The organism is Cryptosporangium sp. NPDC051539, from assembly GCF_044454545.1.
In the GTDB taxonomy this organism is placed as follows: Bacteria; Actinomycetota; Actinomycetes; order Mycobacteriales; family Cryptosporangiaceae; genus Cryptosporangium.
Window position 1 is genome coordinate 1 of the sequence record NZ_JBITDV010000007.1, and the last position, 23,756, is coordinate 23,756.

Sequence of the window (23,756 nt, forward strand, 5' to 3'; positions counted from 1 at the left end):
CGCGCGGGCCGGCGGCGGGGTGTGTGGCCGCCGCCTGGTCATGGTGGGGGGCGGGGGCCCCCGGGGGGCGCGTCCCCCCGCGGCCCCGCCCCCCCCCCCCCCCCCCCCGCCGGGGCCCCCCGCGACGCTGTTCGGTGAGGTAGGTCACCGTTCGTTTTGACCAAGCGCCCAAAAGTACTTATTTGGACGCAAAGTCGCGCACCGTTTCGTACGCAGTGTTAAGGAAGCAGTAAGAGACGTATAGCCCTGGCCGCAGCGCGGGAGGCCGGGGCGGAGCGCCAGGTACGTTCGCTCGGAGTGTGCAAGGGGCGACGGACGAGCTCTCGGGCCGATGGGGCCCGGGGCGCGACCTGACGCGAGAGGTGCTCATGACTACAGCGCTGCCGGGCGGGACCAGTGGGTCCACCCAGTTGACAGCGCCAGGGAACTTCCTCCGACCTGGTTCGGGGAGGGGCCCGCGCCGATGACCTACCGATTACACGACGACGAGTCCATCGACAGATCGAATGACGTGTCCGGCCGGTACGGATCCCACTCCGCCGACAGCACGGGCGACGATCGATACACCTACCAGCGCCCTGCGGACTGGGCTCCGCGACGGCGCCGCCGCTACGCCGACCCCGACGAGCAGCCGACCGCGGAGGAGACTCCGGTCGACTGGTGGGGCGGAAGCGCGAACTACGCCGAGCCGAGCATCGGCGGCGCGAACTACGCCGAGCCGATCGTCGGCGGTGCCAACTACACCGAATCCGGGTTCGGTGGCCGCAATTCCGATCGCCCCTCGGACTCGGCCCCCGACACTGCTGCCGGACCGACCTGGTACGAGCAGGCTCCGCCGGACTGGAACAACCGCCGCCGCGGTGACGACAGCGCCTGGGATGCCGACGCGTTACGCGCGGCCGCCGGCGTGCTTTTCCGCGACCGGCAGCACGTCGACCCCGACGCCACCGAGGTCCGTGCGCCGTCCTACGGAGCGCCTGCTGAACAGCGTCCGCAAGAAAGTACGGAACCGGCCGTGCCGGTCGAACCACCGCCCCCCGGAACGGGGAAACGACCGCGGAAGCACCTCGTGCTGCGGATCGCCGCCGCGCTCGTGCTGGTCTTCTCGGCGGCGATCGGCGTCGCGGTGACCGTCCTGCGGGACTCCGACCCGGACACCGTGCAGGTCCAGCAGGACCTGCAGGCGGACGCGCCGCTGAAGGCGCAGCCGTCCAGCGACTCCGGTGCCGTCTCGGCCTCGCCGACACAAGACTCGGCGGCAGTGCAGAAGCAGCAGCACGAAGCGGCGGTGGACGCGGCGCAGACCCGGGCCGCGGACAAGGCCACGACCGTGCAGAAGAAGGCCGCGCAGACCGCCGAGCGGGCGGAGAAGGCGCGGGCCTCCCGAAGCGAGGCGCGGACCGAGAGCAGCACGTCGAGCAGTTCCGGCTCGAGCAGTTCGAGCAGCGGGTCCAAGGGTGACCCGGTGCCGTCCGGGCCGGCTGACTGCAGCTCCTACTCGGGTAACAAGAAGACCGGGTGCTCGCTGCTGAGCGAGTTCGGGTTCGCGACCAGCCAGATGTCGTGCCTGGAGAAGCTCTGGGACCGCGAGAGCGGGTGGCGCGTCTCGGCGCAGAACCCCTCGTCGGGGGCGTTCGGCATCCCGCAGGCGCTGCCGGGAAGCAAGATGGCGACGGTCGCGGGTGACTGGCAGACCAACGCCGCCACGCAGATCCGCTGGGGTCTCGGGTACATCAAGGGCCGTTACACCACTCCGTGTGGCGCTTGGGGTCACTCCGAGTCGTACGGCTGGTACTAAGTCCGTGTTTGCCGGCCCGCCCCCGGACGGGGGCGGGCCGGTTCCGTTCAGGGGCGGGTCATCGCCAGGACGTCGAGGGCGGCGTCGAGGTCCTTCTCGCTCACCTTGTCCGGGACGTGACCGCGCTCGATCACGACCTCCCGGATCGTCTTGCGCTCCTTGAGCGCCTGCTTCGCGATCGCCGCCGCCTCCTCGTAGCCGAGGTAGCGGTTGAGCGGCGTGACGATCGACGGTGACGACTCCGCGTACTCGCGGCACCGGTCGACGTTGGCGACGATCCCGTCGACGCAGCGGTCGGCGAGCAGCCGGGAGACGTTCGCGATCAGCCGCATCGACTCGAGCACGTTGCGGGCCAGCACCGGCAGCATGACGTTCAGCTCGAACGATCCGGACGCCCCGGCGAAGGTGACCGTCGCGTCGTTGCCGATGACCTGTGCCGCGACCTGGGCCACCGCCTCCGGGATGACCGGGTTGACCTTGCCCGGCATGATCGACGATCCCGGCTGCAGGTCGGGCAGCGCGATCTCGGCCAGCCCGGCGCGCGGGCCGGAGCCCATCCAGCGCAGGTCGTTGGCGATCTTGACCAGCCCGACCGCGATCGTGCGCAGCTGACCCGACACCTCGACCAGGCCGTCACGGGCGCCCTGGGCCTCGAAGTGGTCGCGGGCCTCGGTGACCGGGAGCCCGGTGCGGGTGGCCAGGTCGGCGATGACCCGGCCGGCGAATCCGGGCGGGGTGTTGATGCCGGTGCCGACCGCGGTGCCGCCGAGCGGGAGTTCGGCCAGGCGGGGGAGCGTGGCGTGGAGTCGCTCGATGCCGAGCTCGATCTGGGTGGCGTAACCGCCGAACTCCTGACCGAGCGTGACCGGGGTGGCGTCCATCAGGTGGGTGCGGCCGGACTTCACGACGTCTGCGAACTCGCGCTGTTTGCGGCGCAGCGCACCCGTGAGGTGCTCGAGCGCCGGGACGAGGTCGTTGGAGACCGCGCCGGTGGCGGCGAGGTGGATCGACGACGGGAACACGTCGTTCGACGACTGGGACGCGTTGACGTGGTCGTTCGGGTGGACGGGCTTCCCGAGCCTCTCGGTGGCGAGCGTGGCGATGACCTCGTTCGCGTTCATGTTGCTGGACGTGCCGGAGCCGGTCTGGAACACGTCGACCGGGAACTCGGCGTCGTACCGGCCGGAGGCGACGTCCTCGGCGGCCGCGGTGATGGCCTCGGCGACGTCGGCGTCGATGACACCGAGTTCGGCGTTGACGCGAGCGGCCGAGGCTTTGATGCGGCCCAGGGCGGCGATCAGTGCGGGTTCGAGTGGGGTGCCCGAGATCGGAAAGTTCTCGACGGCGCGCTGCGTCTGAGCCCGCCACTTCGCGGCCGCGGGGACCTTTACCTCGCCCATGGTGTCGTGCTCGATGCGGAATCGGCTCTCGCTCATACCTCATACCTACGCCGTCGGCCGGGGCCGCGCCCAGTTCGGTCCGCTGGTACACTCATCCCAACGAACCATCGAGCGAGAAGCGGGAGTAATGGCATGAGCACTCCCACGTTAGATCCGAGTACGCGCAGTCAACGCGGACGACGTGAACGTTCCGCGTGCGACGATGTTCCCGTGGCGACCGCGGGCAAGGCTCCGGAGGGCCCGGAGGCGATTCTCCGCGTGCCACTCCCGATGCCCCCGGACGGCTACACCGTTGCGGATCTGCTCGCGATGCCGGAAACCCCTACCCGGATCGAGCTGACCGACGGAGTCCTGACCGTGTCGCCCTCTGCGTCGAGCGCCCATCAACATCTGGCAATGAGGCTCGGCGCTCGTCTCGACCAAGTACGAACGAAGGGATACCGGGTCAACCTCGACGTCGATGTTCATCTGAGCAGGCAGACGACTCGGCGACCGGATGTACTGATCGTGCGGTCGGGAACCAGCAGCGGGTGGCCCCACTACGCGGGTGACGACCTCGTGGCGGCGATCGAGATCGAGTCGCCGACCAGCAGCCGGATGGACCGGATCGTCAAGCCCCTCATCTACGCCGACTACAAGATCCCGCACTACTGGCGGATCGAGCTCGAGGCCGAGCCGGTCGCGATCGTCCATCGCTGGTACCTCGGCGGGTACGCCGAGGTCTCACGTGGGCCTCGGATCGAGGTCACCGAGCCGTTCCCGTTCGCGGTAGACCTGAAGGAGCTGATCGACCCGGACGCGTGAGGCCGAGGAAGCGGGTGATGTTGTCTACTTCGGAGGCTACGGCCGCCTGAACGGCGTCGCTGAGGGGTTCGAACGGTTCCAGCGCGATCGTGTTGCCGTGCAGGCGCCAGGTGGCCACCGCGATGCCGTCGACCAGCACCGTCGGAGTCACGAAGCCGCCGCCGGTGCGGACGCGGTCGACGTACGAGGCCGGCACCGCGGCGGTCTTGTCGGCGTAGCCGAGCAGGTAGGGGTCGAAGTGACCGACCATCCGGACGGTGCCGGTGGCTCTTGGGTTGGCAGCGGCAGCCGCGGCCGGGGCGGTGGCAGCGCTGGCCGGGGCGAGCCTCGTGAACGCGGCCTTTGCGTCTCGTGCCGGGAGGCCCGACCAGGCGGCGAAGTCCGCCGGGTCGGCGGGACGGTGGCCGTTCAGATAGCGTCGCGCGAGTTCCGGAAGCGCGTCCGCTCGGGGCGGTCCGGCGTGCAGCAGGCGGTAGGACGCTTTGCCGCGGGCCACCTCCGGGCCCAGACAGAGAACGCCGGCGGCGGCCGCGTAGGCGAGCAGGTGCGCCGGGGCCTGTCCGGTCGGGTCGATGACGACGCCCAGGGCCGCCAGCCGGGCCACTAGTTCCTCGCGCCCCAACGGACCCCCGGCCAGGGCCTCGGGTAGCGCCTCGACCGCCCGGTCGCAGAGCGTGTCGTCGAGGCCGAGCTGGGCCCGCCGACGTGCGCCTCGGGTGCGGTTGAGCGGGCCCAGCAGCCCGAGCATCCAGCCCGCGTCTTCGGCGGCGACCAGGTGCAGGGTGCCGCGCATGAGCCAGATCCGGACGAACGCCGGCCCCTCCAGCCCGAGGTCCGCCGCCACGAGATCGTGAGTCCGCGCCCGGACCGCGAGGGCGGTGGCCGCCAGATCCTGCGCCTGCAACGCCCCGAGCCGCCCGACGACGCCGGCCGCGTCGGTGGCCCGCTCCGTCCCGAGCAGCTGCGCCTCGACCCGAGCCGCCGCCACCCGCCCGACCGTCCCGCCGCTCACGCGCCTGACACCCGTCTGCCGGGCCTACTCCCCGCCAACCCAGCACCCCACGGCCAGATCCCTGCCGGCCCGGCACGCAGCGGCCGGGTTTTTGCTGGTCTGGCGTTCAGCGGCCGGGTTTTTGCCGGTGCGGCGCTCAGCCGCCGGGTTCCTGCCGGCCCGGCGCGCAGCGGCTGGGCTTCTTGTCGGCCCAGCGGCTGTCGGCCGAGCTTCCGCTGGTGTCTGCGTGTCGGCCGAACACTCGCCGGCCCGGGGTAGGTCGGCTCGAGGCCCGTTGGTCCGGGGTGTGTCGGCCCGGCTTCCGCCGGCTTGGAGCCTGCCGGCTCGGCGTCCTTTGGCTCAGTCCTCATCGGCCTGTCTCCAGCGGTGCGATCTCCGGACCGACAACATTTTCGGGGATACCGACGACTTTCCGGTCCTACGACCGGCGATTGAGCACCGAAAACTTGTCGCACACCCGAAACGACATCGGCCACGCCCCAAGCAGCGCGATCTCAGCGGTGCGGGTTCTCAGCGGTGCAGGGTCTCCGCCGCGCGGGACCTGAGGGGCGGGGGCTCAGCGGCGCGCGGCCTCAGTCGCTCGGGCCCCGGGGCGCGGGGTCTCAGCGGCGGGGTCCCCAGGCGCGTGGGGCCGAGCCGCGTGGGGCCGAGCCGCGTGGGGCCGAGCCGCGTGGGGCCGAGCCGCGTGGGGCCGAGCCGCGTGGGGCCGAGCCGCGTGGGGCCCAGCCGCGCGGGGCGGCTGGGCCGGGCCGGCCGGCCCGGGGCCGGGCCCGGTCGGGCGGGGCGGGGTCAGGGGCGGGGGCCGATCGTCAGGACGGGCTTGGACGTCTCGGCGAAGAAGTCCTCGCCCTTGTCGTCCACCACGATGAACGCCGGGAAGTCACGCACCTCGATCTTCCAGACCGCCTCCATGCCGAGCTCCTGGTACTCCAGCACCTCGACGTGGGTGATGCAGTCCTGCGCCAGCCGCGCGGCGGGCCCACCGATCGAGCCCAGATAAAAGCCGCCGTGGGTGTGGCACGCATCGGTGACCTGCTTCGAGCGGTTGCCCTTGGCGAGCATCACCAGCGAGCCACCGGCAGCCTGGAACTTCTCCACGTAGGAGTCCATCCGCCCGGCGGTGGTCGGCCCGAACGATCCGGACGCGTATCCCTCCGGGGTCTTCGCCGGGCCGGCGTAGTAGACCGCGTGGTCGCGCAGGTACTGCGGCATCGGCTCGCCGGCGTCCAACCGTTCCGCGATCTTGGCGTGCGCGATGTCCCGCGCCACGACCAGCGGCCCGGTCAGCGACAGCCGGGTCTTCACCGGATACCGCGACAACTCCGCGCGGATCTGCTCCATCGGCCGGTTGAGGTCGATCTGGACGACGTCGGAGTCCAGGTCGTCGTGGGTGGTCTCGGGCAGGTAGCGCGCCGGGTCGGTCTCGAGCTGCTCGAGGAAAACGCCCTCGGCGGTGATCTTGCCCAGCGCCTGCCGGTCGGCCGAGCACGACACCGCGATCGCGACCGGGCAGGAGGCACCGTGCCGCGGCAACCGCACGACCCGGACGTCGTGGCAGAAGTACTTGCCGCCGAACTGGGCGCCGATGCCGAACTGGCGGGTCAGCTCGAGCACCTGCCACTCCAGCTCGATGTCGCGGAAACCGTGCGCCGACAGGGAGCCCGACGTGGGCAGCGTGTCCAGGTACTTCGCGCTCGCGTACTTCGCGGTCTTCAGCGCGTACTCGGCGCTGGTACCGCCGATGACGATCGCCAGGTGGTACGGCGGGCAAGCCGCGGTGCCCAGCGAGCGGAGCTTCTCCTCCAGGAACCGCATCATGCGCGTCGGGTTCAGGACGGCCTTCGTCTCCTGGTACAGGAAGCTCTTGTTGGCCGAGCCGCCGCCCTTGGCCATGAACAGGAACTTGTACTCGCCCGGCTTGCCGTCGGCGTACAGCTCGACCTGCGCCGGCAGGTTCGACCCGGTGTTCTTCTCGTCCCACATGGTCAGGGGCGCGAGCTGCGAGTACCGCAGATTGAGCGACGTGTAGGCGTCGTAGACGCCACGCGAGATCGCCTCGCCGTCGATCGCCCCGCCGCCGGTGAGGACGCGCTCGCCCTTCTTGCCCATGACGATCGCGGTGCCGGTGTCTTGGCACATCGGCAGCACGCCGCCGGCCGAGATGTTCGCGTTCTTCAGCAGGTCGAGCGCGACGAACCGGTCGTTCCCGGAGGCCTCCGGGTCGTCCAGGATGTTGCGCAGCTGCTGGAGGTGCGCCGGGCGCAGCAGGTGTGCGATGTCCCGCATGGCGGCCCTGGTCAGCGTGGTCAGCGCCGACGGCGCCACCTTCAGAAACGTCTCGCCGGCGACGTCGATCGGCTCGACGCCCTCGGACGTGAGCAGCCGGTACTGCGTTTCGTCGGGCCCGAGCGGGAGCAGATCCGAGTAGCGGAAGTCAGGCATCGAAGGAACCTCACGGCGTTGGGGAGTTGCCGCAAGATTAATCCTGCCCCCGGACAGCTCCAGGGTGAGAAGCACCACCGACGCGCGGGAAAACCGTTCGGCGCGGCGCGACCCGCCGATGCAAACTGAGCTCCTCACGACCTGACGAGGAGCAACGCCATGCGATGGCCGACCGGCGAGCGAGGCATCCGCGCCTCCGCCGTGTGCTCCCCGAGGTATCAACCCGCCTGATCCCCTGCGGTGGTCCGGAAGTTCGGCGGGGCGGCGGTGGTTCGCCGCTGAGCCCCTCACCTGCGGTGTTCCGGGGCTGACGTCATCAAGAAGGAGAAGCATGTACACGTTGCTGCCCGGAACGCGGGCGCCGGTGAAGGTATGGACGGATCCCGACGACATCGAGGCGGAGGCTGCGAAGCAGCTGCGGAACATCGGCGCTCTGCCGTGGGTCGAGGGCGTCGCGGTCATGCCGGACGTGCACTTCGGGAAGGGCGCCACGGTCGGTTCGGTCATCGCGATGCGGCAGGCGGTCTCGCCGGCCGCGGTCGGCGTCGACATCGGCTGCGGGATGTCCGCGGTCCGGACGTCGCTGACGGCGGAGGACCTGCCGGACGACCTCGGTCCGCTGCGCCGGGCGATCGAGGACGCGATCCCGGTGGGGTTCCACTCGCACGACGAGCAGGTCGACCCGCGCCGGGTCCGCGGCGTCGACACTCGCGGGCTCAGCAACTTCTGGGCGGCCTTCGACGATCTGCACGTCGGCGTCTCCCCGCTGCGGACGCGCGCGGGTAAGCAGCTCGGCACGCTCGGGGGCGGTAACCACTTCCTCGAGGTCTGCCTCGACACCGACGGTCAGGTCTGGCTGATGCTGCACAGCGGTTCGCGCAACATCGGCAAGGAGCTCGCGGAGCGGCACATCGCGGTCGCGAAGAAGCTGCCGCACAACGCCGATCTGCCCGACCGCGACCTGGCCGTCTTCCTCGCCGGCACGCCGGAGATGGACGCCTACCGGCGGGACCTGTACTGGGCGCAGGAGTACGCGCGGCGCAACCGGGCGCTCGTGCTGGGGCTGTTCGTGCGCGTGGTCCGGGGAATGTTTCCGCAGGTCACGCTGGACGAGCCGATCTCCTGCCACCACAACTACGTGTCCGAGGAGCAGTACGGCGGCGTGGACGTGCTGGTGACCCGGAAGGGGGCCATCCGCGCCGGGAAGAACGACCTGGGCATCATCCCGGGATCGATGGGCACCGGTTCGTACATCGTGCGCGGGCGGGGTAACCCGGACTCTTACAACTCGGCCTCGCACGGGGCCGGGCGCCGGATGAGCCGGGCGAAGGCCAAGAAGACGTTCACGGCCGAGGATCTGGCGGCGCAGACGGCCGGGGTCGAGTGCCGCAAGGACCCGGGCGTCATCGACGAGATCCCCGGCGCGTACAAGGACGTCGACGCGGTCCTGGCCCAGCAGACCGACCTGGTCGAGGTGGTCGCCCACCTCAAGCAGGTCGTCTGCGTGAAGGGCTAGCGGTCAGCCGAACTCTTTGAGAGCGGCGTCGAGCTCCGCCGCAGTGGGGGGCTCGGCGCCGACCCGGGTGCAGGTCAGCGCAGCCGCCGTCGCGGCGGTGCGGATGACCTCGGTGAGGGTCGCCGCATCGAGGCCGGCGATCCGGTCCGCGCCTCCCGGCCCCAGCAGCCCGCGGACGCCGAGCGCGTGCAGAAGTGCACCGGCGAACGAGTCACCGGCCCCGATCGTGTCGGCGACATCGACCCTCGGAGCGGGCACGGTCACGGTGGCCGCCCGCCCGATCGCGGTCGCACCTTCGGCGCCGCGGGTCAGTACCACCAGCGCCGGCCCGATCTCGGCCCATTCGGCCGCCGCGTCCTCGGCCGGCGAGTCCGGGTAGAGCCAGCCCAGGTCTTCGTCGCTAACCTTGACGACGTCGACGAGCCGGACGAGACGCTCGGTGCGCGCCCGGGCGGCATCCAGCGAGCCGTCGGCCGCGGCGATGATCGTCGGGCGGATGTTCGGGTCGAAACTCAGCGTGACCCGGCCCCGGTAACCCTCGCGGGCGATGACCTTCTCGATCACCTCGGCACCCGGCGAGAGGTACGCCGCCAGCGAGCCGATGTGCAGCGCGGCGACGTCGTCGTCGAGCGGGTTGGGCAGGTCGCGGTCGCGCCACTGCCAGTCGGCGGTGCCGTTGAGCCAGAAGTCGTAACTGGCCCGGCGCTCGGCGTCGAACGTGACGACCGCGAGCGACGAGGGCTCGGCCGCGTCGACCAGGTAGCGCGCCTCGACCCCGGCCCCGGCGAGCCGGGACCGGATGCGGGCGCCGAACACGTCCCGGCTGACCCGGGCCGCGAGCGCGGCCTGGGACCCGAGCTTGGCCACCGACACCGCGATGTTGGCCGGGCTGCCGCCGGCACGCGCGTGGTACGGAGCGTCGTCCCCGTGGTCAGGGACCAGGTCGATGATGTTTTCGCCAACGACCGTAATCAGGTTTGTGGTCACTCGTCCTCGTCGTCGCCGCGGTGTCCGAAGTCGATCAGCGAGTAGGCCCGGAGCTTGGTCAGCGAGTGCCAGCTTCCCACGGTCCGGATCGTCCCGCTGCGGGACCGCATCACGAGCGACTCGGTCGAGGCCCCGCCGCGACGGTAGTGGACGCCACGGAGCAACTCGCCGTCGGTCACACCGGTGGCGCAGAAGAACACGTTGTCGCCGCTGACCAGGTCGTCGGTGGTGAGCACCCGGTCGAGGTCGTGACCGGCGTCGATGGCCTTCTGACGCTCGTCGTCGTCGCGGGGCCAGAGCTTGCCCTGGATCTCGCCACCCAGGCATTTCATCGCGCAGGCGGTGATGATGCCCTCGGGCGTGCCCCCGATGCCGACCAGCAGGTCGACGCCGGTCTGCTCGCGGGCCGCGGAGATCGCGCCGGCGACGTCACCGTCGGAGATGAACTGGATCCGTGCGCCGGTCTCCCGGATCTCCTCCACCAGCTTCTCGTGACGCGGACGGTCGAGGATGCAGACCGTGACGTCCCGGACGCCGGTGCGCTTGGCCTTGGCGACCGCGCGGATGTTGTCGCGGATCGGCGCGTTGATGTCGACGACGCCGACCGCGTCCGGGCCGACCGCGAGCTTCTCCATGTAGAAGACGGCGGACGGGTCGAACATCGCGCCTCGCTCGGCCACCGCGAGCACGGCGATCGAGTTCGGCATGCCCTTCGCCATCAGCGTGGTGCCGTCGATCGGGTCGACCGCGACGTCGACCTCGGGGCCGGTGCCGTCACCGACCTCTTCGCCGTTGTAGAGCATCGGGGCGTTGTCCTTCTCGCCCTCGCCGATCACGACGACGCCACGCATCGAGACGCTGTTGATGAGCTGGCGCATCGCGTCGACGGCCGCGCCGTCGCCGCCGTTCTTGTCGCCGCGGCCGACCCACCGACCGGCGGCCATCGCCGCGGCCTCGGTGACCCGGACCAGCTCCAGGGCGAGGTTGCGGTCCGGTACTTGGGGCTCAGACATCTAACCTCCATCGACGGGGCCTTCATCCTGACATCACGGATGGGTCACGCCGGGAGGTATGGGGCCCCGAGGTGGTCAATGCCACCGGCCGATTCGATTCAGTCGCCTCGCGGGGAGCCGGGGGTGGCAGTTCGCGCCGCGTGTACGACGATAGAGACATGAGCAGTGACGAGCCCTCGAACGACCGGGGCATGGTCGACATCGTCGAGTCGAAGCGGACGCCGAAGGTCAAGCCGGAGCCCGAGCCGGACTACGTCACGGTCGCTCTGAGCACTGACGAGGGATCGAGCACGCCTCCGCCCAAGGCGACCCGGCGCGACGCCACCGTCCGCAACCTGGCGATCGCGCTCGGCATCCTGGTCGTTCCGCTGGTGGCGATCGTCGCGCTGTTCCAGCCCAAGGCGTCCGACGCCCCGGCCGTCGACCCGGCGCACGTCTACGACACCGCCAAGGCGCAGAAGGCGTTCCGGGTGCGGGAGCCGCAGGGCCTGTCCGGCTGGAAGCCGACGGTGGCCGCGTACAACCCGGCGGTCGGCGGGCGCTTCACGATCCGGGTCAGCTACTCGACGCCGGACGGCGGCTATCTCCAGCTCGTCCAGAGCAACGCGGCCGCCGACTCGCTGATCGCCGGCATCATCGACCGGACCGCTCCGGTCGGTACCGAGCAGATCGAGGGCGACACCTGGACGCGGTACACCGCGCGGGAGGGCAAGGAGAACGCGTTCGTGCTCCTCGAGCCGGACGTGACCGTCGTGGTGGTCGGCGACGCGTCGGCCGATACCGCCCGCACGATGATCCGTTCACTCCAATAAGACCGATTAGCGTAAATTGTCGGTTTGTTCCGGGGCGACCATTCGAAGAATGGTCGCCCGGCCTTTCCGCTGCTCAATTCCGGTGTCGATCGCACTCCGAAAAATTTCTTTCTCCGGGTGTGTGAGAACTCGTTGCCCCGGGCATCAGATGGTCAACGCCAACCCGCCAGGGAGCGACAACCTCCAGGAAGTAAAGGGAGCAAGCCATGACCATCACCGGCATCATCACCGCGCTGATCATCGGTGCCATCGTGGGCGCGCTGGGCCGGCTCGTCGTTCCCGGAAAGCAGAACCTGCCGATCTGGCTGACGATCGTCGTCGGCATCGTCGCTGCCTTCCTCGGTACGGCCCTCGCCCGCGCGATCGGCATCCCGACCGCCACCTCCGGTATCGACTGGCGTGAGCTGGCCGTTCAGGTCGTGCTCGCCGCCGTGGGTGTCGCCCTGGTGGCCGGCTTCTACGGTCGCAGCGGTGGCCGTGGCCGTCGCCCGCTGGTTCGCTGAACCAGCTAGTACCGGAAACGCGGCTCGGGCCGCTCCCCTTCGAAGGGGAGCGGCCCGAGCCGCGTTTTCTCATTCGCCGAATTGCTATTAGTCGATCAGCCGCCGGCGCAGAAAGGAGACCGCGAGTACCCACATCGCACCCGCGAAAAACACGAGCGCGACAATGTGCCCCAGATCGTTGATTCCGAGCCGATCGAACACCGAGTGACGCACGAGTTCGACGCAGTGATAGAGCGGGTTGAGCTGACTCGCGGTGTGCGCCCAGGGCGGAAGCGTGTCGAGCGGGAAGAACGTGCCCGCGACCAGGAACAGCGGAGTCAGCGCCCCCGAGATGATGTAGTTGAAGCCGTCGATGTTCGGCACGACCGCCGACATCCACATACCGAACAGGCCGAAGCCGAGACCGGTGACGAACCCGATCAGCGGCACCAGCACCACGGTCGGCGACGGCCGGAGCCCGAAGAGCGTCGCCACGACCAGCGGCGCGCAGCCGTAGATCCCGGCTTTCACCCCGGTCCAGAGCGCCTCGCCGGTGACCAGTTCGTGCACGTCGACCGGAGCGGCGAGGACGGCGTCGTACGTGTGCTGGAACGTGCGGCGGATGAACGTCTGGAACATCCCGGTGAAGGCCGACGTGAACAGCACCGCGGAGCCCACCACGCCGGTGCCCAGGAAGTCGATGTACCGGTAGCCGCCGACCGTCGACACCAGCGAGCCGAAGCCGAATCCGAACGCCAGCAGGTAGATCGTCGGTTCGACCACGGCCGAGAACGTGCTGTTCATCCAGTAGCGGCGGAACACCGCGAGGTCGTGCACCATCACGCCGGCCAGCGCGGTCGGCTCGATGAACCGCAGGCGCGGCCGTTGTTCGGTAGTGGTCATGCCACGTACTCCCCGGTCAGCGTGACGAAGACGTCTTCGAGGTTGGCCGGGCGCGGTGTGCCGGGGCCGAGGACCGCGGCCAGTGTGGCCGGCATCTCCTCGGCCCGGAGCACCGAGACGCTCGGGCCGGTCCGGCGCGTCGGCATGCCGGCCGCGGCCGCCATCCGCTCGACCTCGACGAGCCGGGCGGGCGGTCCGCTGTATTCGACCGCCGACCGCCCGGCGTGACCCGCCAGCAGTTCGGCCGGCGACCCCTGCGCGATGACGCGGCCGGCTCTGACCACCGCCACCGAGTCGGCCAGCCGCTCGGCCTCCTCGATGTAGTGCGTCGACATCAGCACGGTCGTGCCGTCCCGGCGCAACCGGTCGATCAGCGACCAGAGGTCTTGGCGCACCTGCGGATCCAGCCCCACGGTGGGTTCGTCGAGCAGGACCAGCCGCGGACGATGGACCAGCCCGCGGGCGATCAGCAGCCGACGCCGCATGCCCCCCGACAGCTCGGTGACCCTGGCGTCGGCACGGTCGGTGAGCTGGCCGAGTTCGAGCGCGGCGTCGACCGCGGCCCTCCGCTCGGTGCGCGGCACCCGGTAGAGGCGCGCGAACACCGCGAGGTTCTCCCGCGCGGTCAGCTCGGTGTCGAGATTGTCGAGCTGCGGGACGACGCCCATCAGGGCCCTCGCGTGCTTGGACTCCACCGGGACCCGGTAGCCCAGCACTCGGATCTCGCCGGCGTCGGGCAGCGCCTGGCCGGTGAGCATCCGCATCGTGGTGGACTTCCCGGCCCCGTTCGGCCCCAGCAGCCCCAGGCAGGTGCCGGCCGGCACGACGAGATCGAGCCCGTTCACCGCCGTCACCGCGCCGAACCGTTTGACTACCCCGGACAGCTCGATCGCGTTCTGAGCAGGCACGAGCTACACGGTGACAGGAATGGGGCCAATTATCGACACGTTTCTGTGCAGCCGCTCAATCCGCATCGCGCCGAAACGCCCGGACACCGAGTGCGGTAGCGCCCGCGGCGAGCACCAGCGTCAGGCCCGCGCCCAACCACACCGCCGCCGACGTGTAGTGACCCGCGAACAGTTCGCGCAGAGCGTCCACCGCGTAGCGGAACGGGTCGGCGTGCGAGAGGACCTCGAGCCAGCGCGGGCCGGACGTCATCGGCAGGAACGCGCCCGAGAGCAGCACCAGCGGGATCAGGAGCAGCAACCCGGTCAGGACGCCGCCGACCGGCGCGCGCAGCCCCAGCGCGAGTCCGGCCAGGACTCGGTCACGAGTGGGCCGAAGAACATCAGGTACGACATCGGCTGCAGCAGCCCGAACAGCACGCCGACCTTGGTGCGCAGCGTCTGCCGCATCGACCGCCGGAAGATGAGCCAGGTCGCGGTCATGCCGTCAGCGCCAGGTAGACGTCGTCCAGCGTGGAGTTCTCGCCGAGCTGCGTCTTCAGCGCGGCCGGGTCGTCGTCCGCGATCACCCGGCCGCCGTGCAGAACGACGACCCGGTCGCAGAGCGCGTCCGCCTCGTCGAGGTAGTGGGTGCTCAGCACGACCGCCGCTCCGGCGTCGCGGGCCTGGCGGACGCAACGCCAGAGTGTCGCGCGGCTGCCCGGGTCGAGCCCGGAGCTCGGTTCGTCGAGGAACAGCACCGCCGGTCGGTGCACCAGCCCGAGGGCCAGGTCGAGGCGGCGACGCTGGCCGCCGGAGAGCTGCCCGATCGGACGGTCGTGCAGGTCGAACGTGGTCAGGAGTTCGTCGGTGCGGCCGAGGGCGGCGGCTGCGCTCATGCCGTGTCGAAGACTCGCTGGCCGCCGTCGTCCGGTCCCGGCCGCCGGGGGAGAGCGCGGTCGGCGCGCTGCGCCGCTGGGTGGTGGACGGTTTCGAGACCGACCTGTGGGCGACCGGCCTCTGGGACGGCGCCGCCGACTTCTTCCGGCTGGTCGACGACAGCCCGTCGCTGCGGGCCCGGGAACGGGAGCTCGGGGAGCGGGTCGAGGCCGCGCTGAGCCGTGAGCTCACGGCCCAGACCGGCGCCGGCCCGGACGATCCGATGCCGGGCCTCGTCGCCGGGGTGGTGGTGGGCAGCCGCCGCGCGGTACTCGTCCGGGCCCGGCAGCGGATGCTCGGCGGCGAGGCGTTCGAGACGGTCAGGGCCTGGGCCGAAGAAGCCTACCGGCGCGCGTTCGACCTGGTCGAGAACGGCGTTCCGGCCGACTACGGAGTGCGGCGCGACTGAGGCGCGCTGACCGAGCGGGGCGCGCCGGTGAGCTGGTCGGTGTAGTGCTGCGGGTAGGTATCGCCGTGCGGCCGGTGGACCAGCCGGCCCTCCTGGTCGAGGACGCCCGGCATCCGGATCATCACCCGGGTGCCCGAGTTGACGTCGCTGCTCATACCGACGGCCCCGCCCTGGGCGGTGACCAGCGCATGGACGATCGCCAGGCCCAGACCGCTGCCGCCGGTGGCGCGGGTACGGCCCGAATCGGCCCGCCAGAACCGCTCGAAGGCGTGGGCCACCTGCTCCGGGGTCATGCCGGGGCCCTCGTCCGCGACCATCAGCAGGACCGAACCCCCGTCCGGCCGGGCCCCGAGACGAATCGGGCGCGGTCCGGGTGTGTGGATCGCCGCGTTGCGCAGCAAGTTGCCGAGGACCTGCAGCAGCACCTCGCGGTCGCCGCTCACGACGAGCCCGGTGTTGGGCGTGTCGACGACGAACGGGCGCGCGGGGTGCGCCGCACCAGCGCGGTCGGCGGCCTCGTCCAGCAGCTCGTCGACCGGGACCGGCTCGACCTCGGGCGACGAGCCCTGATCGGTGCGGGCGAGCAGCAGCAGGTCGTCGACGAGGCGGGCCATCCGGTCGCCCTCGGTCTCGATCCGGCGTAGCGCGTCCTGGGTCGCGGCCGGGTCCTCGGCGCCGATCGTGGTGGCGCGGAGACGTTCGAGTTCGGCGTAGCCGCGGAGAGAGGTCAGCGGGGTGCGGAGCTCGTGCGAGGCGTCGGCGAGGAAGCGCCGCATGCGATCCTCGTTCTCCACGCGCTGGGCGTAGGCGACCTGGGCGGCGCCCAGCATCGTGTTGACGGCCTCGGTGAGCTGGCCCACCTCGGTGCGCGGGTCGCTCGGCGGCACCCGCCGTTCCAGCCCGCTGCCGTGCTGCGACAGGTTCTCGGCGATCTCGTGCGCGGTCCGGCTGACCCGCGTCAGCGGCTGCAACCCGGCGCGGACGCCGTACGCCCCGAGCCCGATCGCGGCCAGCACGGCCGCGCCCCCGACCGCCAGCTCCAGGAACAGCAGCTGGTTGAGGCTCGCGTCGGTCTCCGAGGTGGACAATCCGGTGAGCAGCACGTAGCCGTTGTTGAGCGGCTGGGCCATCGCCCGCATCTTGTGCCCGTCGATCGTCCGGACGGTCCGGGTGTCGTTCTTCGTCCCGGCCGCGGCGACCAACTCGTCCGCGTCGTCGCGGGAGAGCGAGAGCAGGACGCTCTGCGTCGTCCGGAACGTGGAGCTGGTGACCGTGATCTTGGTCCAGACCGGCGCGCCGTTGGGCTGCAGAACGGTGAACAGGAAGACCGAGCTGTGCGGGCCCAGCCCCGGGAGGGGGAAACCCGCGTCGTCGAGGTCGCCGCTGGTGAGACCGTTCTGCAGCTCACGGTCGAGCGCGTCGACGAACCGGCCGCTGCTCATGCCGTGCAACTGGTCGTCGGCCCGGTTGTAGAGGTACTGCCGCAGCGCGAGGTACGTCGCCGCGCCGCCGGCGGTGAGAGCGAAGATCGTGACCGCTACGACGACCGCCACCAGACGGGTGCGCAGTGAGAACCGCGTCATCGGGCCTCCCGGTCGGGCGCTCTCAGCGCGGGGCTTTCAGCACGTAGCCGGCGCCGCGCACCGTGTGGATCAGGCGGGGTTCGACGTTGTCGATCTTCTTCCGCAGATAGCCGATGTACAGCTCGACGATGTTCGACTGCCCGCCGAAGTCGTAGCGCCACACCCGCTCCAGGATCTGCGCTTTGCTCACCACGACCCGCTCGTTACGCATCAGGTACCGCAGCAGCTCGAACTCGGTCGCGGTGAGATGCACCTCCTGGCCGGCCCGGTGCACCTCCCGGCTCTCTTCGTCCAGCTCGAGGTCGGCGACCTGGAGCGTGGCCGCGCGCGCCGGATCCGGAACCGCGCGGCGCATCACCGCGTGCACCCGGGCGAGCAGCTCCTCCACCCGGAACGGCTTGACGACGTAGTCGTCGGCACCGGCCCGCAGACCGGCGACGACGTCACCGCTGTTGTCCCGCGCGGTCAGGAAGATCACCGGTACCTCGGCGCCCACCTCGCGGAGCCGGCGCAGTACCCCGACGCCGTCCATGCCCCCGGCGTCCCCCAGCATGATGTCGAGAACCACGAGGTCGGGGTCGTGTTCGGCCACGGCGGCGAGCGCGCCGGGCGCGGTGTCGGCCACCACCGTGGTGAAGCCGTCCAGCCGGAGCGCGGTCGACACCAGGTGCGAGACGTTCTCCTCGTCGTCCACGACGAGAACTCGGCGCTGTCCGGGACGGTCGCTCATGCTGTCCAGCCTGACACGCGAGGGGAGTGATTCGTCGTCATGCCACCCACGATGGTCAGGCACTCTGAGCGGATCCTGTGCCGATCCTGTGTCCGGGCTGTGAGCCTCACTCCGCGGTGGCGCGGGCCGCTTCCAGGCGGGCGCGGGCGCCGTCCAGCCACTCCTGGCACACGGTCGCGAGTTGCTCGCCGCGCTCCCAGAGCGCCAGCGCCTCCTCCAGCGTGGTGCCGCCGGCTTCCAGGCGCGCGACGACCTCCACCAGCTGTGCGCGGGCGTCCTCGTAGCTCAGCCGTTCCGCCATGGCGGCCAGCCTAGTCGCCGCCGTCCGCTACGCGTCGGCCGCGGCGCCGGGCTCGGTGTCGTCGACCGTCGCGGTGAGCTCGCCGGACGCCAGGCGGACCCGGAGGGCGTCGCCGGTGGACGCGTCGGACGCGTCGCGGAGGACCGTGCCGTCCGACCGCTGCACCACCGCGTATCCACGATCGAGCGTCGCCTGCGGTGAGAGTGCGCGCACCCGGGCGCGGACCTGCGTCAACTCACCGCCGGCGGCGTCGAGCCGGTGCCCGAGCGTCCGGCGGGCCCGCTCGCGCAACCCGTCGACCTCGGTTTCGCGCTGGTCCACCAGCACGGTCGGCCGCGCGAACGCCGGGCGTGACCGCACGCCGTCGAGCCACTGCTGGCCGGAGTCCAGCCGGGCCACCACCGACCGGAGCATCCGCTGCCGGGCGGCATCGATGCGCTGGCGCTCCTCGCTCAGGTCGGGCACCACGCGCTTGGCGGCGTCGGTCGGCGTCGAGCAGCGGACGTCGGCCACGTAGTCGACGAGCGGGGTGTCGGTCTCGTGCCCGATCGCGCTGACGACCGGCGTCCGGCACCCGAACACCGCCCGGCAGAGCGTCTCGTCGCTGAACGGCAGCAGGTCCTCGACCGATCCGCCCCCGCGGGCCAGCACGATGACGTCGACCTCGGGGTCCTGGTCCAGCTCGCGGAGCGCGTCCAGGATCTGCGGCACCGCCTGCGTGCCTTGCACCGCGACCGGACGCACCGCGAACCGCACCGCGGGCCAGCGCCGTCGCGCGTTCTCGAGCACGTCCCGCTCGGCGGCGCTGGCCCGGCCGGTGATCAGCCCGATCGTCCCGGGCAGGAACGGCAGCTTCCGCTTGCGCTCGGCGGCGAACAGGCCCTCGGCGCCGAGGAGCTCCTTCAGCCGGGCGAGCCGGGCGAGCAGTTCGCCGATTCCGACCGCCCGCAGCTCGCTGGCCCGCAGCGAGAGCGTGCCGCGCTGGAGGTAGTAGTCGGGCTTGGCGTGCACCAGCACGCGCGCGCCCTCGGCCAGCGGGGGCTGGACGGCGTCGAACACGATCCGGGCGCAGGTGACCGAGACGCTGATGTCGGCCGCGGGGTCACGCAGCGTGAGGAATACGGTGGGTGCGCCGGGCCGCCGCGACACCTGGGCGACCTGCCCCTCGACCCAGACGTCGCCGAGCCGGGAGACCCACTGCCCGATCTTCATGCTCACCAGCCGCACCGGCCAGGGCGCCTCTGGAGTGCTCTGCGGGCGCGAGACGGCGGTTTCGGTCACGTCGCGAGCCTACGGGGCCGGGTGCGTAGACCGCTTGCACTATTAGTCGGTAAACATGCGTATTAGCCCCATATCCTCCGAACGGTTAAGAGCCCATCCTCCGCAAAGCCCGAAATAGTTTATGTATGCCTAAAAATCACTAAAAAACAATTTTGTCTGATTAGCTCCGCTCGGCAGGAAGATTCAAGGGAGGCACAGACAATGACATCCACGATCCGCCGGACTTCGGTACTTCTGGCCGGACTGACCCTGGCCGCCGGTGGCGTGCTGGGCATGGCGAACCCGGCCTCGGCCGCGGTCGACAACGCCAAGGCCACCACCGACCAGAGCCAGAGCCAGACCGCCCGGGGCGCACACGGCCACAACTGGGGCGGCTGGAACGACAACGACTGGGACTTCCGGGGCCTCTACGACAGCCGCTGGGCCTGCGAGCGGGCCGGCCAGTGGCAGACCCGGGGCTGGCGCGGTGACGACTACGTCTGCGTCCGCAGCAACGAGTGGCGTCGCGGCTGGGACCGGCGCAACACGTACGGCAACTGGGGCGGCGAATGGGACCGCTGGGGCCACCGCTACGGCGTCTGGGCGTTGTACGTCGAGGACTGAGTTCCTGGATCAGGTGGCGGCCTGAGACAGTCGCCCCGGTCACCTGCAGAGGTGGCCGGGGCGCTCTGCTGCCAGGGAGCGCTTCGCCGGAGCATGCCTACGATGGGGTCATGACTTCCGCCAAGCGCGTCCTGCTCGCCAAGCCCCGGGGCTATTGCGCCGGTGTCGACCGCGCGGTCGTCACGGTGGAAAAAGCGCTGGAGTTGTACGGCGCTCCCGTTTACGTGCGGAAGCAGATCGTGCACAACCGTCACGTCGTCGCCGAACTCGAGAAACGCGGCGCGATCTTCGTCGAGGAAACCGACGAGGTGCCCGAGGGCGCCACGGTCATCTTCTCCGCCCACGGCGTCGCGCCGATCGTCCACGACGAGGCCAGGGCCCGCAACCTCAAGTCGATCGACGCCACCTGTCCGCTGGTCACGAAGGTGCACCACGAGGCGCGCCGGTTCGCTGCCGCCGACTACGACATCCTGCTGATCGGCCACGAGGGCCACGAAGAGGTCATCGGAACGAGCGGCGAGGCGCCCGACCACGTCCACCTGGTCGACGGCCCGGACGACGTCGCGAACATCACTGTGCGTGACGAGTCGAAGGTCGTCTGGCTCTCGCAGACGACGCTGTCGGTCGACGAGACGATGACGACCGTCGACCGGCTCAAGACCCGCTTCCCCGGGCTGGAGTCACCGCCCAGCGACGACATCTGCTACGCGACGTCGAACCGGCAGCAGGCGGTCAAGGACATCGCGCCGCAGTGCGAGCTCGTGCTCGTCGTCGGCTCGACGAACTCGTCCAACTCGGTCCGGCTGGTCGAGGTGGCCAAGCAGGCCGGTGCGCACGACGCCCGGCTGGTCGACTTCGCGCACCAGATCGACGAGGCCTGGCTCGACGGGGTCACGACGGTCGGGCTGACGTCCGGCGCCTCGGTCCCGGAAGAACTCGTCGAGCAGGTGCTGGCGTTCCTGGCCGCGCGTGGCTACGGCGACGTCGACGAGATCCTCTCCGCGCAGGAGAAACTCGCGTTCTCCCTGCCGCAGGAGCTCCGCCGCGACCTGAAAGCGGCCGGAAAGGCTTAACTGCGTCGGTTTCCCGCCGATGCTGGAGTGCTCGCACTCCGCCCGCCCGGGAGAGTACGCATGTCGTTGCGATCGTTCGTCGCGGATCGGCCGGTCGGCCAAAAACTGTCGGCCTTCGGCGTTCTCGCGGTAGTAGGTGCGCTCGGCGTCGGTGCCGCCGGGATCCACGGCCTTTCGGTCGCCCACGACTCGGCCGAGCGTGTCCTGGCCGCCGGCGACCTGACCCGCGCGACCCTCCAAGCCGACATGGATCACGACGCGATCCGCGGCGACGTGCTGCTCGCGCTCGTCGACACCGGTACCGCCCTCGGTGACATCCGCACCGAGTTCGAAGCGCACGCGGCCGAGCTGAGCTCGCTGATCGTCCGCGTCCGCGACGCGGGCGTCTCTTCCGCGGTCACCGATGCGGCGACCCGGTCGCTGACCGCGATCGACGACTACAAGACCAAAGCGGACGCGGTCCTGAGCGCGGCCGCGACCGACCGGAACCGCGCACGCACGCTGCTCCCGGCGTTCAATACCGCGTTCACCGCGGTCGAGGAGGCGCTGCCGCAGGTGGCCGACGGCGTCGAAGCCCAGGCCGCGCGGGACGCGGCCCAGGTCGACGACGCCCGCCGGTCGGCGCTGATCTCGATCAGCGTGACCGCGCTGATCCTGATCCTGATCGTGGTCGTCGCCGCGGCCGGGCTGATCCGGTCGATGGTGTCCCGGCTCCGCGCGGTTCAGCACGTGGTGGTCGGGATGGCGGCCGGTGATCTCAGCCGCCGCTCGAATCTGACCAGCAAGGACGAACTCGGGCGGCTCGGCCGTGAGCTCGACACCGCGGTCGGCAACGTCGCCGGCATCGTGACGTCGATCAGCTCGTCGGCGCAGCGGCTCTCGTCCTCGTCGGCCGAGTTGGTCAGCACGGGGGAGCGGATCAGCGCCTCGGCGAACGGGGCGGCGAACTCGGCCGGGTCGGTCGCCGCGACGGCGGAAGAGGTCTCCGCCCACGTGCAGGCCGTCTCGGCCGGATCCGAGGAGATGGGCGTCTCGATCCAGGAGATCGCGCAGAACGCGGCCCGGGCCGCGGACGTCGCGAACGCGGCCGTACGCGGCGCCGCCGGGGCGCGGGACACCGTGGAGCGGCTCGGCGCCTCGTCAGCGCAGGTCGGCGAGGTGGTGAGGGTCATCACGTCGATCGCCGAGCAGACGAACCTGCTGGCCCTGAACGCGACGATCGAAGCCGCGCGGGCCGGCGACCTCGGCAAGGGGTTCGCGGTCGTGGCCGGTGAGGTGAAGGACCTGGCGCAGGAGACCGCCCGGGCCACCGAAGACATCGCCCAGCGGGTCAACGCGATCCAGGCCGACACCCAGGGCGCGGTGGTGGCGATCGCCGAGATCGCCGAGGTCATCGGGCAGATCAGCGAGTACCAGACGACGATCGCGGCCGCGGTCGAGGAGCAGAGCGCGACCGTCATCGAGATGAACCGGAGCGTGGCCGAGGCGGCGACCGGGGCGATCGGCATCGCCTCGACGATCCGGAACGTCGCCGACGGCGCGGTCGGGATCAGTAACCAGGCCGACGGTTCCCGCGGGTCGGCGGCCGAGGTCGCCGGCATGGCCGGCGAGCTCGAGCGTCTGGTGTCCGGATTTCAGTCGACCAGTTCGGGGGCCTGAAGCGCCCGCGGGACCGCTTCCACCTGGCGGGGCGGCTCGATGTCGCTGGTCGCCACCTGCAGGTCGGTGAACCGTCGCGCGGTGACCAGCACCCGGGCCTCCAGCGAGCCGACCGCGTCGTTGTAGCGGGCGACGGCCGCGCTCAGCGCGGTACCGAGTTTGTCGACGTGGCCGCCCATCGTCGAGAGCCGCTGGTACAGGTCCCGGCCCAGCGCGTGCACCGCGGCCGCGTTCTCCGCCAGCGCCTCCTGGCGCCAGGTGTAGGCGATCGTCCGGAGCAGCGCGACCAGCGTCGAGGGGGTCGCGACCACGATGTTCCTGGCGAACGCGTGCTCGAGCAGGTTCGGCTCGCGCTGCAGGGCGGCGTCCAGGAACGTGTCGGCCGGGACGAACAGCACGACGAACTCCGGCGTCGGCTCGAACCGCTGCCAGTACGCCTTCCCGGACAGCTGGTCGACGTGCGTGCGGAGGTGCCGGGCGTGCGCCTCCATCCGGGCGTTCCGGGCCTGCTCGTCCCTGGCCTCCATCGCCTCCAGATACGCGGCGAACGGGACTTTCGCGTCCACCACGACGCTCTTCCCGCCGGCCAGCGTCACGACCAGGTCCGGGCGCAGCAGGCCGTCCTCGGTGTTCGAGACCGCCTGCTCGACGAAGTCGCAGTGCTCGACCATGCCCGCGACTTCGACGATGCGCCGGAGCTGGTGCTCGCCCCACCGTCCGCGGACCTGCGGGGCTTTCAGCGCCGACACCAGCTGGCCGGTCTCGACCCGGAGCTTCTCGCCGGTCTGCTGCATCGCGTTGACCTGCTCGCGGAGGGCCGCGTGGGCGACCGCGCGATCTTTCTCGAGCTCCACGACCGTGTGCTCGACGTTCGCGATGCTCTCCCGGATCGGGCCCACGAGCTGGGTGAACGCGGCGTTGTTGCGGTCGATCGCCTCAGCCGAGACCGCGCGCAGCGCCTGCTCCAGCCGGGCCTCGCCGGCCTTCGAGACGTCCACAGTGGCGCGGAGCGCGGCGGTTTCGGTGGCCGACCGGGCCATCGCGGCGAACCAGCCCGCGGCGGCACCGGCGGCCAAGCACACCAGCGCGACGACGATCAAGCCGATGGTGGACATGTGCGAATCG

The 23,756-nt window shown here is 70.8% G+C and carries 24 protein-coding genes; 9 read left to right on the plus strand and 15 right to left on the minus strand.

Annotation, left to right across the window (positions count from 1 at the left end):
* The first annotated feature begins 463 nt into the window (after positions 1-463).
* Positions 464-1,798 (plus strand): hypothetical protein, encoded by a 1,335-nt coding sequence (locus ACIBZJ_RS21865; protein ID WP_395932314.1) that lies wholly within the window; start codon positions 464-466, stop codon positions 1,796-1,798.
* A gap of 47 nt (positions 1,799-1,845) precedes the next feature.
* Here ACIBZJ_RS21865 and ACIBZJ_RS21870 read toward each other — a convergent pair whose 3' ends face one another.
* Positions 1,846-3,234: a class II fumarate hydratase gene (locus ACIBZJ_RS21870; protein WP_395932316.1), complete on the minus strand. Its 1,389-nt coding sequence runs from the start codon at positions 3,232-3,234 to the stop codon at positions 1,846-1,848.
* Positions 3,235-3,408: 174 nt separating this feature from the next.
* Between ACIBZJ_RS21870 and ACIBZJ_RS21875 the strand changes: the two genes are divergently transcribed.
* A complete protein-coding gene (locus ACIBZJ_RS21875; RefSeq protein WP_395932318.1) occupies positions 3,409-4,002 on the plus strand; it encodes a Uma2 family endonuclease in 594 nt (197 codons plus the stop codon).
* On the opposite strand, the gene ACIBZJ_RS21880 is transcribed toward ACIBZJ_RS21875, so the two are convergent.
* Both ACIBZJ_RS21880 and ACIBZJ_RS21885 read right to left on the minus strand, forming a co-directional pair.
* A complete protein-coding gene (locus tag ACIBZJ_RS21880) occupies positions 3,944-5,014 on the minus strand; it encodes a winged helix DNA-binding domain-containing protein (protein WP_395932320.1) in 1,071 nt (356 codons plus the stop codon). The genes ACIBZJ_RS21875 and ACIBZJ_RS21880 overlap by 59 nt on opposite strands.
* Before the next feature lie 789 nt (positions 5,015-5,803).
* A complete protein-coding gene (locus ACIBZJ_RS21885) occupies positions 5,804-7,456 on the minus strand; it encodes a fumarate hydratase (protein ID WP_395932322.1) in 1,653 nt (550 codons plus the stop codon).
* A 331-nt stretch (positions 7,457-7,787) separates the two neighbouring features.
* Between ACIBZJ_RS21885 and ACIBZJ_RS21890 the strand changes: the two genes are divergently transcribed.
* Positions 7,788-8,972, plus strand: coding sequence for an RtcB family protein (locus ACIBZJ_RS21890; RefSeq protein WP_395932324.1), 1,185 nt, complete (start codon positions 7,788-7,790; stop codon positions 8,970-8,972).
* A 3-nt stretch (positions 8,973-8,975) separates the two neighbouring features.
* Here the strand turns inward: ACIBZJ_RS21890 and ACIBZJ_RS21895 are convergent, their stop codons facing one another.
* Together ACIBZJ_RS21895 and glpX are read right to left on the minus strand one after the other, a co-directional pair.
* The gene (locus ACIBZJ_RS21895; protein ID WP_395932326.1) at positions 8,976-9,959 is read right to left on the minus strand and encodes a carbohydrate kinase; all 984 of its coding nucleotides are present in this window, start codon (positions 9,957-9,959) and stop codon (positions 8,976-8,978) included.
* Positions 9,956-10,972, minus strand: coding sequence for a class II fructose-bisphosphatase (gene glpX / locus ACIBZJ_RS21900; RefSeq protein ID WP_395932328.1), 1,017 nt, complete (start codon positions 10,970-10,972; stop codon positions 9,956-9,958). The genes ACIBZJ_RS21895 and glpX overlap by 4 nt, the downstream gene beginning before the upstream one ends.
* A 158-nt stretch (positions 10,973-11,130) precedes the next feature.
* Between glpX and ACIBZJ_RS21905 the strand changes: the two genes are divergently transcribed.
* Complete coding sequence (locus ACIBZJ_RS21905) at positions 11,131-11,784, plus strand: DUF4245 domain-containing protein (protein ID WP_395932330.1); 654 nt, start codon at positions 11,131-11,133, stop codon at positions 11,782-11,784.
* A 206-nt stretch (positions 11,785-11,990) separates the two neighbouring features.
* Positions 11,991-12,287 carry a GlsB/YeaQ/YmgE family stress response membrane protein gene (locus ACIBZJ_RS21910; RefSeq protein ID WP_395932332.1) on the plus strand — a complete coding sequence of 99 codons (297 nt, stop codon included), beginning with the start codon at positions 11,991-11,993 and terminating at the stop codon, positions 12,285-12,287.
* A gap of 87 nt (positions 12,288-12,374) precedes the next feature.
* Here the strand turns inward: ACIBZJ_RS21910 and ACIBZJ_RS21915 are convergent, their stop codons facing one another.
* The 5 genes from ACIBZJ_RS21915 to ACIBZJ_RS21935 are packed head-to-tail and all read right to left on the minus strand — an operon-like array spanning position 12,375 to position 14,952.
* Positions 12,375-13,169, minus strand: coding sequence for an ABC transporter permease (locus ACIBZJ_RS21915; RefSeq protein ID WP_395932334.1), 795 nt, complete (start codon positions 13,167-13,169; stop codon positions 12,375-12,377).
* A complete protein-coding gene (locus ACIBZJ_RS21920) occupies positions 13,166-14,077 on the minus strand; it encodes an ABC transporter ATP-binding protein (protein WP_395932336.1) in 912 nt (303 codons plus the stop codon). Before ACIBZJ_RS21920 ends, ACIBZJ_RS21915 begins: the two co-directional genes overlap by 4 nt.
* Before the next feature lie 55 nt (positions 14,078-14,132).
* Positions 14,133-14,375: an ABC transporter permease gene (locus ACIBZJ_RS21925; RefSeq protein ID WP_395932338.1), complete on the minus strand. Its 243-nt coding sequence runs from the start codon at positions 14,373-14,375 to the stop codon at positions 14,133-14,135.
* A gap of 5 nt (positions 14,376-14,380) precedes the next feature.
* The gene (locus ACIBZJ_RS21930; protein ID WP_395932340.1) at positions 14,381-14,557 is read right to left on the minus strand and encodes a hypothetical protein; all 177 of its coding nucleotides are present in this window, start codon (positions 14,555-14,557) and stop codon (positions 14,381-14,383) included.
* Positions 14,554-14,952, minus strand: coding sequence for an AAA family ATPase (locus ACIBZJ_RS21935; RefSeq protein WP_395932342.1), 399 nt, complete (start codon positions 14,950-14,952; stop codon positions 14,554-14,556). Before ACIBZJ_RS21935 ends, ACIBZJ_RS21930 begins: the two co-directional genes overlap by 4 nt.
* An 83-nt stretch (positions 14,953-15,035) precedes the next feature.
* Between ACIBZJ_RS21935 and ACIBZJ_RS21940 the strand changes: the two genes are divergently transcribed.
* Entirely contained in the window at positions 15,036-15,401 is a 366-nt protein-coding gene (locus tag ACIBZJ_RS21940; RefSeq protein ID WP_395932344.1) for a hypothetical protein, read from the plus strand.
* Here the strand turns inward: ACIBZJ_RS21940 and ACIBZJ_RS21945 are convergent.
* The 4 genes from ACIBZJ_RS21945 to xseA form a co-directional block, all read right to left on the minus strand.
* On the minus strand, positions 15,380-16,984 hold the full coding sequence (locus ACIBZJ_RS21945; RefSeq protein ID WP_395932345.1) for a sensor histidine kinase: 1,605 nt from the start codon (positions 16,982-16,984) through the stop codon (positions 15,380-15,382). The two genes, ACIBZJ_RS21940 and ACIBZJ_RS21945, sit on opposite strands and share 22 nt — an antisense overlap.
* Positions 16,985-17,006: 22 nt before the next feature.
* A complete protein-coding gene (locus tag ACIBZJ_RS21950; RefSeq protein WP_395932347.1) occupies positions 17,007-17,714 on the minus strand; it encodes a response regulator transcription factor in 708 nt (235 codons plus the stop codon).
* Positions 17,715-17,820: 106 nt separating this feature from the next.
* Positions 17,821-18,015, minus strand: a complete 195-nt coding sequence (locus ACIBZJ_RS21955) for an exodeoxyribonuclease VII small subunit (protein ID WP_395932349.1) — start codon at positions 18,013-18,015, stop codon at positions 17,821-17,823.
* Between the two features lie 27 nt (positions 18,016-18,042).
* The gene (gene xseA / locus ACIBZJ_RS21960; protein ID WP_395932351.1) at positions 18,043-19,296 is read right to left on the minus strand and encodes an exodeoxyribonuclease VII large subunit; all 1,254 of its coding nucleotides are present in this window, start codon (positions 19,294-19,296) and stop codon (positions 18,043-18,045) included.
* 201 nt (positions 19,297-19,497) lie between these two features.
* Here xseA and ACIBZJ_RS21965 point away from each other — a divergent pair, with 201 nt between their 5' ends.
* The 3 genes from ACIBZJ_RS21965 (at position 19,498) to ACIBZJ_RS21975 (ending at position 22,631) form a co-directional block, all read left to right on the plus strand.
* Entirely contained in the window at positions 19,498-19,899 is a 402-nt protein-coding gene (locus tag ACIBZJ_RS21965; RefSeq protein WP_395932353.1) for a hypothetical protein, read from the plus strand.
* Between the two features lie 110 nt (positions 19,900-20,009).
* Positions 20,010-20,972, plus strand: coding sequence for a 4-hydroxy-3-methylbut-2-enyl diphosphate reductase (locus ACIBZJ_RS21970; RefSeq protein ID WP_395932355.1), 963 nt, complete (start codon positions 20,010-20,012; stop codon positions 20,970-20,972).
* Positions 20,973-21,032: 60 nt separating this feature from the next.
* Positions 21,033-22,631 (plus strand): methyl-accepting chemotaxis protein, encoded by a 1,599-nt coding sequence (locus tag ACIBZJ_RS21975; protein WP_395932357.1) that lies wholly within the window; start codon positions 21,033-21,035, stop codon positions 22,629-22,631.
* Here the strand turns inward: ACIBZJ_RS21975 and ACIBZJ_RS21980 are convergent.
* A complete protein-coding gene (locus ACIBZJ_RS21980; protein ID WP_395932359.1) occupies positions 22,607-23,746 on the minus strand; it encodes a DNA recombination protein RmuC in 1,140 nt (379 codons plus the stop codon). The genes ACIBZJ_RS21975 and ACIBZJ_RS21980 overlap by 25 nt on opposite strands.
* Positions 23,747-23,756: the final 10 nt, after the last annotated feature.

Coding starts and splice junctions, on each gene's coding strand:
- ACIBZJ_RS21950 (WP_395932347.1), bottom strand. CDS start 17,714: ATGAGCGACCGTCCCGGACAGCGCCGAGTTCTCGTCGTGGACGACGAG.
- ACIBZJ_RS21915 (WP_395932334.1), bottom strand. CDS start 13,169: ATGACCACTACCGAACAACGGCCGCGCCTGCGGTTCATCGAGCCGACC.
- ACIBZJ_RS21965 (WP_395932353.1), top strand. CDS start 19,498: ATGACATCCACGATCCGCCGGACTTCGGTACTTCTGGCCGGACTGACC.
- ACIBZJ_RS21945 (WP_395932345.1), bottom strand. CDS start 16,984: ATGACGCGGTTCTCACTGCGCACCCGTCTGGTGGCGGTCGTCGTAGCG.
- ACIBZJ_RS21955 (WP_395932349.1), bottom strand. CDS start 18,015: ATGGCGGAACGGCTGAGCTACGAGGACGCCCGCGCACAGCTGGTGGAG.
- ACIBZJ_RS21970 (WP_395932355.1), top strand. CDS start 20,010: ATGACTTCCGCCAAGCGCGTCCTGCTCGCCAAGCCCCGGGGCTATTGC.
- ACIBZJ_RS21885 (WP_395932322.1), bottom strand. CDS start 7,456: ATGCCTGACTTCCGCTACTCGGATCTGCTCCCGCTCGGGCCCGACGAA.
- ACIBZJ_RS21930 (WP_395932340.1), bottom strand. CDS start 14,557: ATGACCGCGACCTGGCTCATCTTCCGGCGGTCGATGCGGCAGACGCTG.
- ACIBZJ_RS21980 (WP_395932359.1), bottom strand. CDS start 23,746: ATGTCCACCATCGGCTTGATCGTCGTCGCGCTGGTGTGCTTGGCCGCC.
- glpX (WP_395932328.1), bottom strand. CDS start 10,972: ATGTCTGAGCCCCAAGTACCGGACCGCAACCTCGCCCTGGAGCTGGTC.
- ACIBZJ_RS21935 (WP_395932342.1), bottom strand. CDS start 14,952: ATGAGCGCAGCCGCCGCCCTCGGCCGCACCGACGAACTCCTGACCACG.
- ACIBZJ_RS21905 (WP_395932330.1), top strand. CDS start 11,131: ATGAGCAGTGACGAGCCCTCGAACGACCGGGGCATGGTCGACATCGTC.
- ACIBZJ_RS21975 (WP_395932357.1), top strand. CDS start 21,033: ATGTCGTTGCGATCGTTCGTCGCGGATCGGCCGGTCGGCCAAAAACTG.
- ACIBZJ_RS21870 (WP_395932316.1), bottom strand. CDS start 3,234: ATGAGCGAGAGCCGATTCCGCATCGAGCACGACACCATGGGCGAGGTA.
- ACIBZJ_RS21890 (WP_395932324.1), top strand. CDS start 7,788: ATGTACACGTTGCTGCCCGGAACGCGGGCGCCGGTGAAGGTATGGACG.
- ACIBZJ_RS21910 (WP_395932332.1), top strand. CDS start 11,991: ATGACCATCACCGGCATCATCACCGCGCTGATCATCGGTGCCATCGTG.
- ACIBZJ_RS21865 (WP_395932314.1), top strand. CDS start 464: ATGACCTACCGATTACACGACGACGAGTCCATCGACAGATCGAATGAC.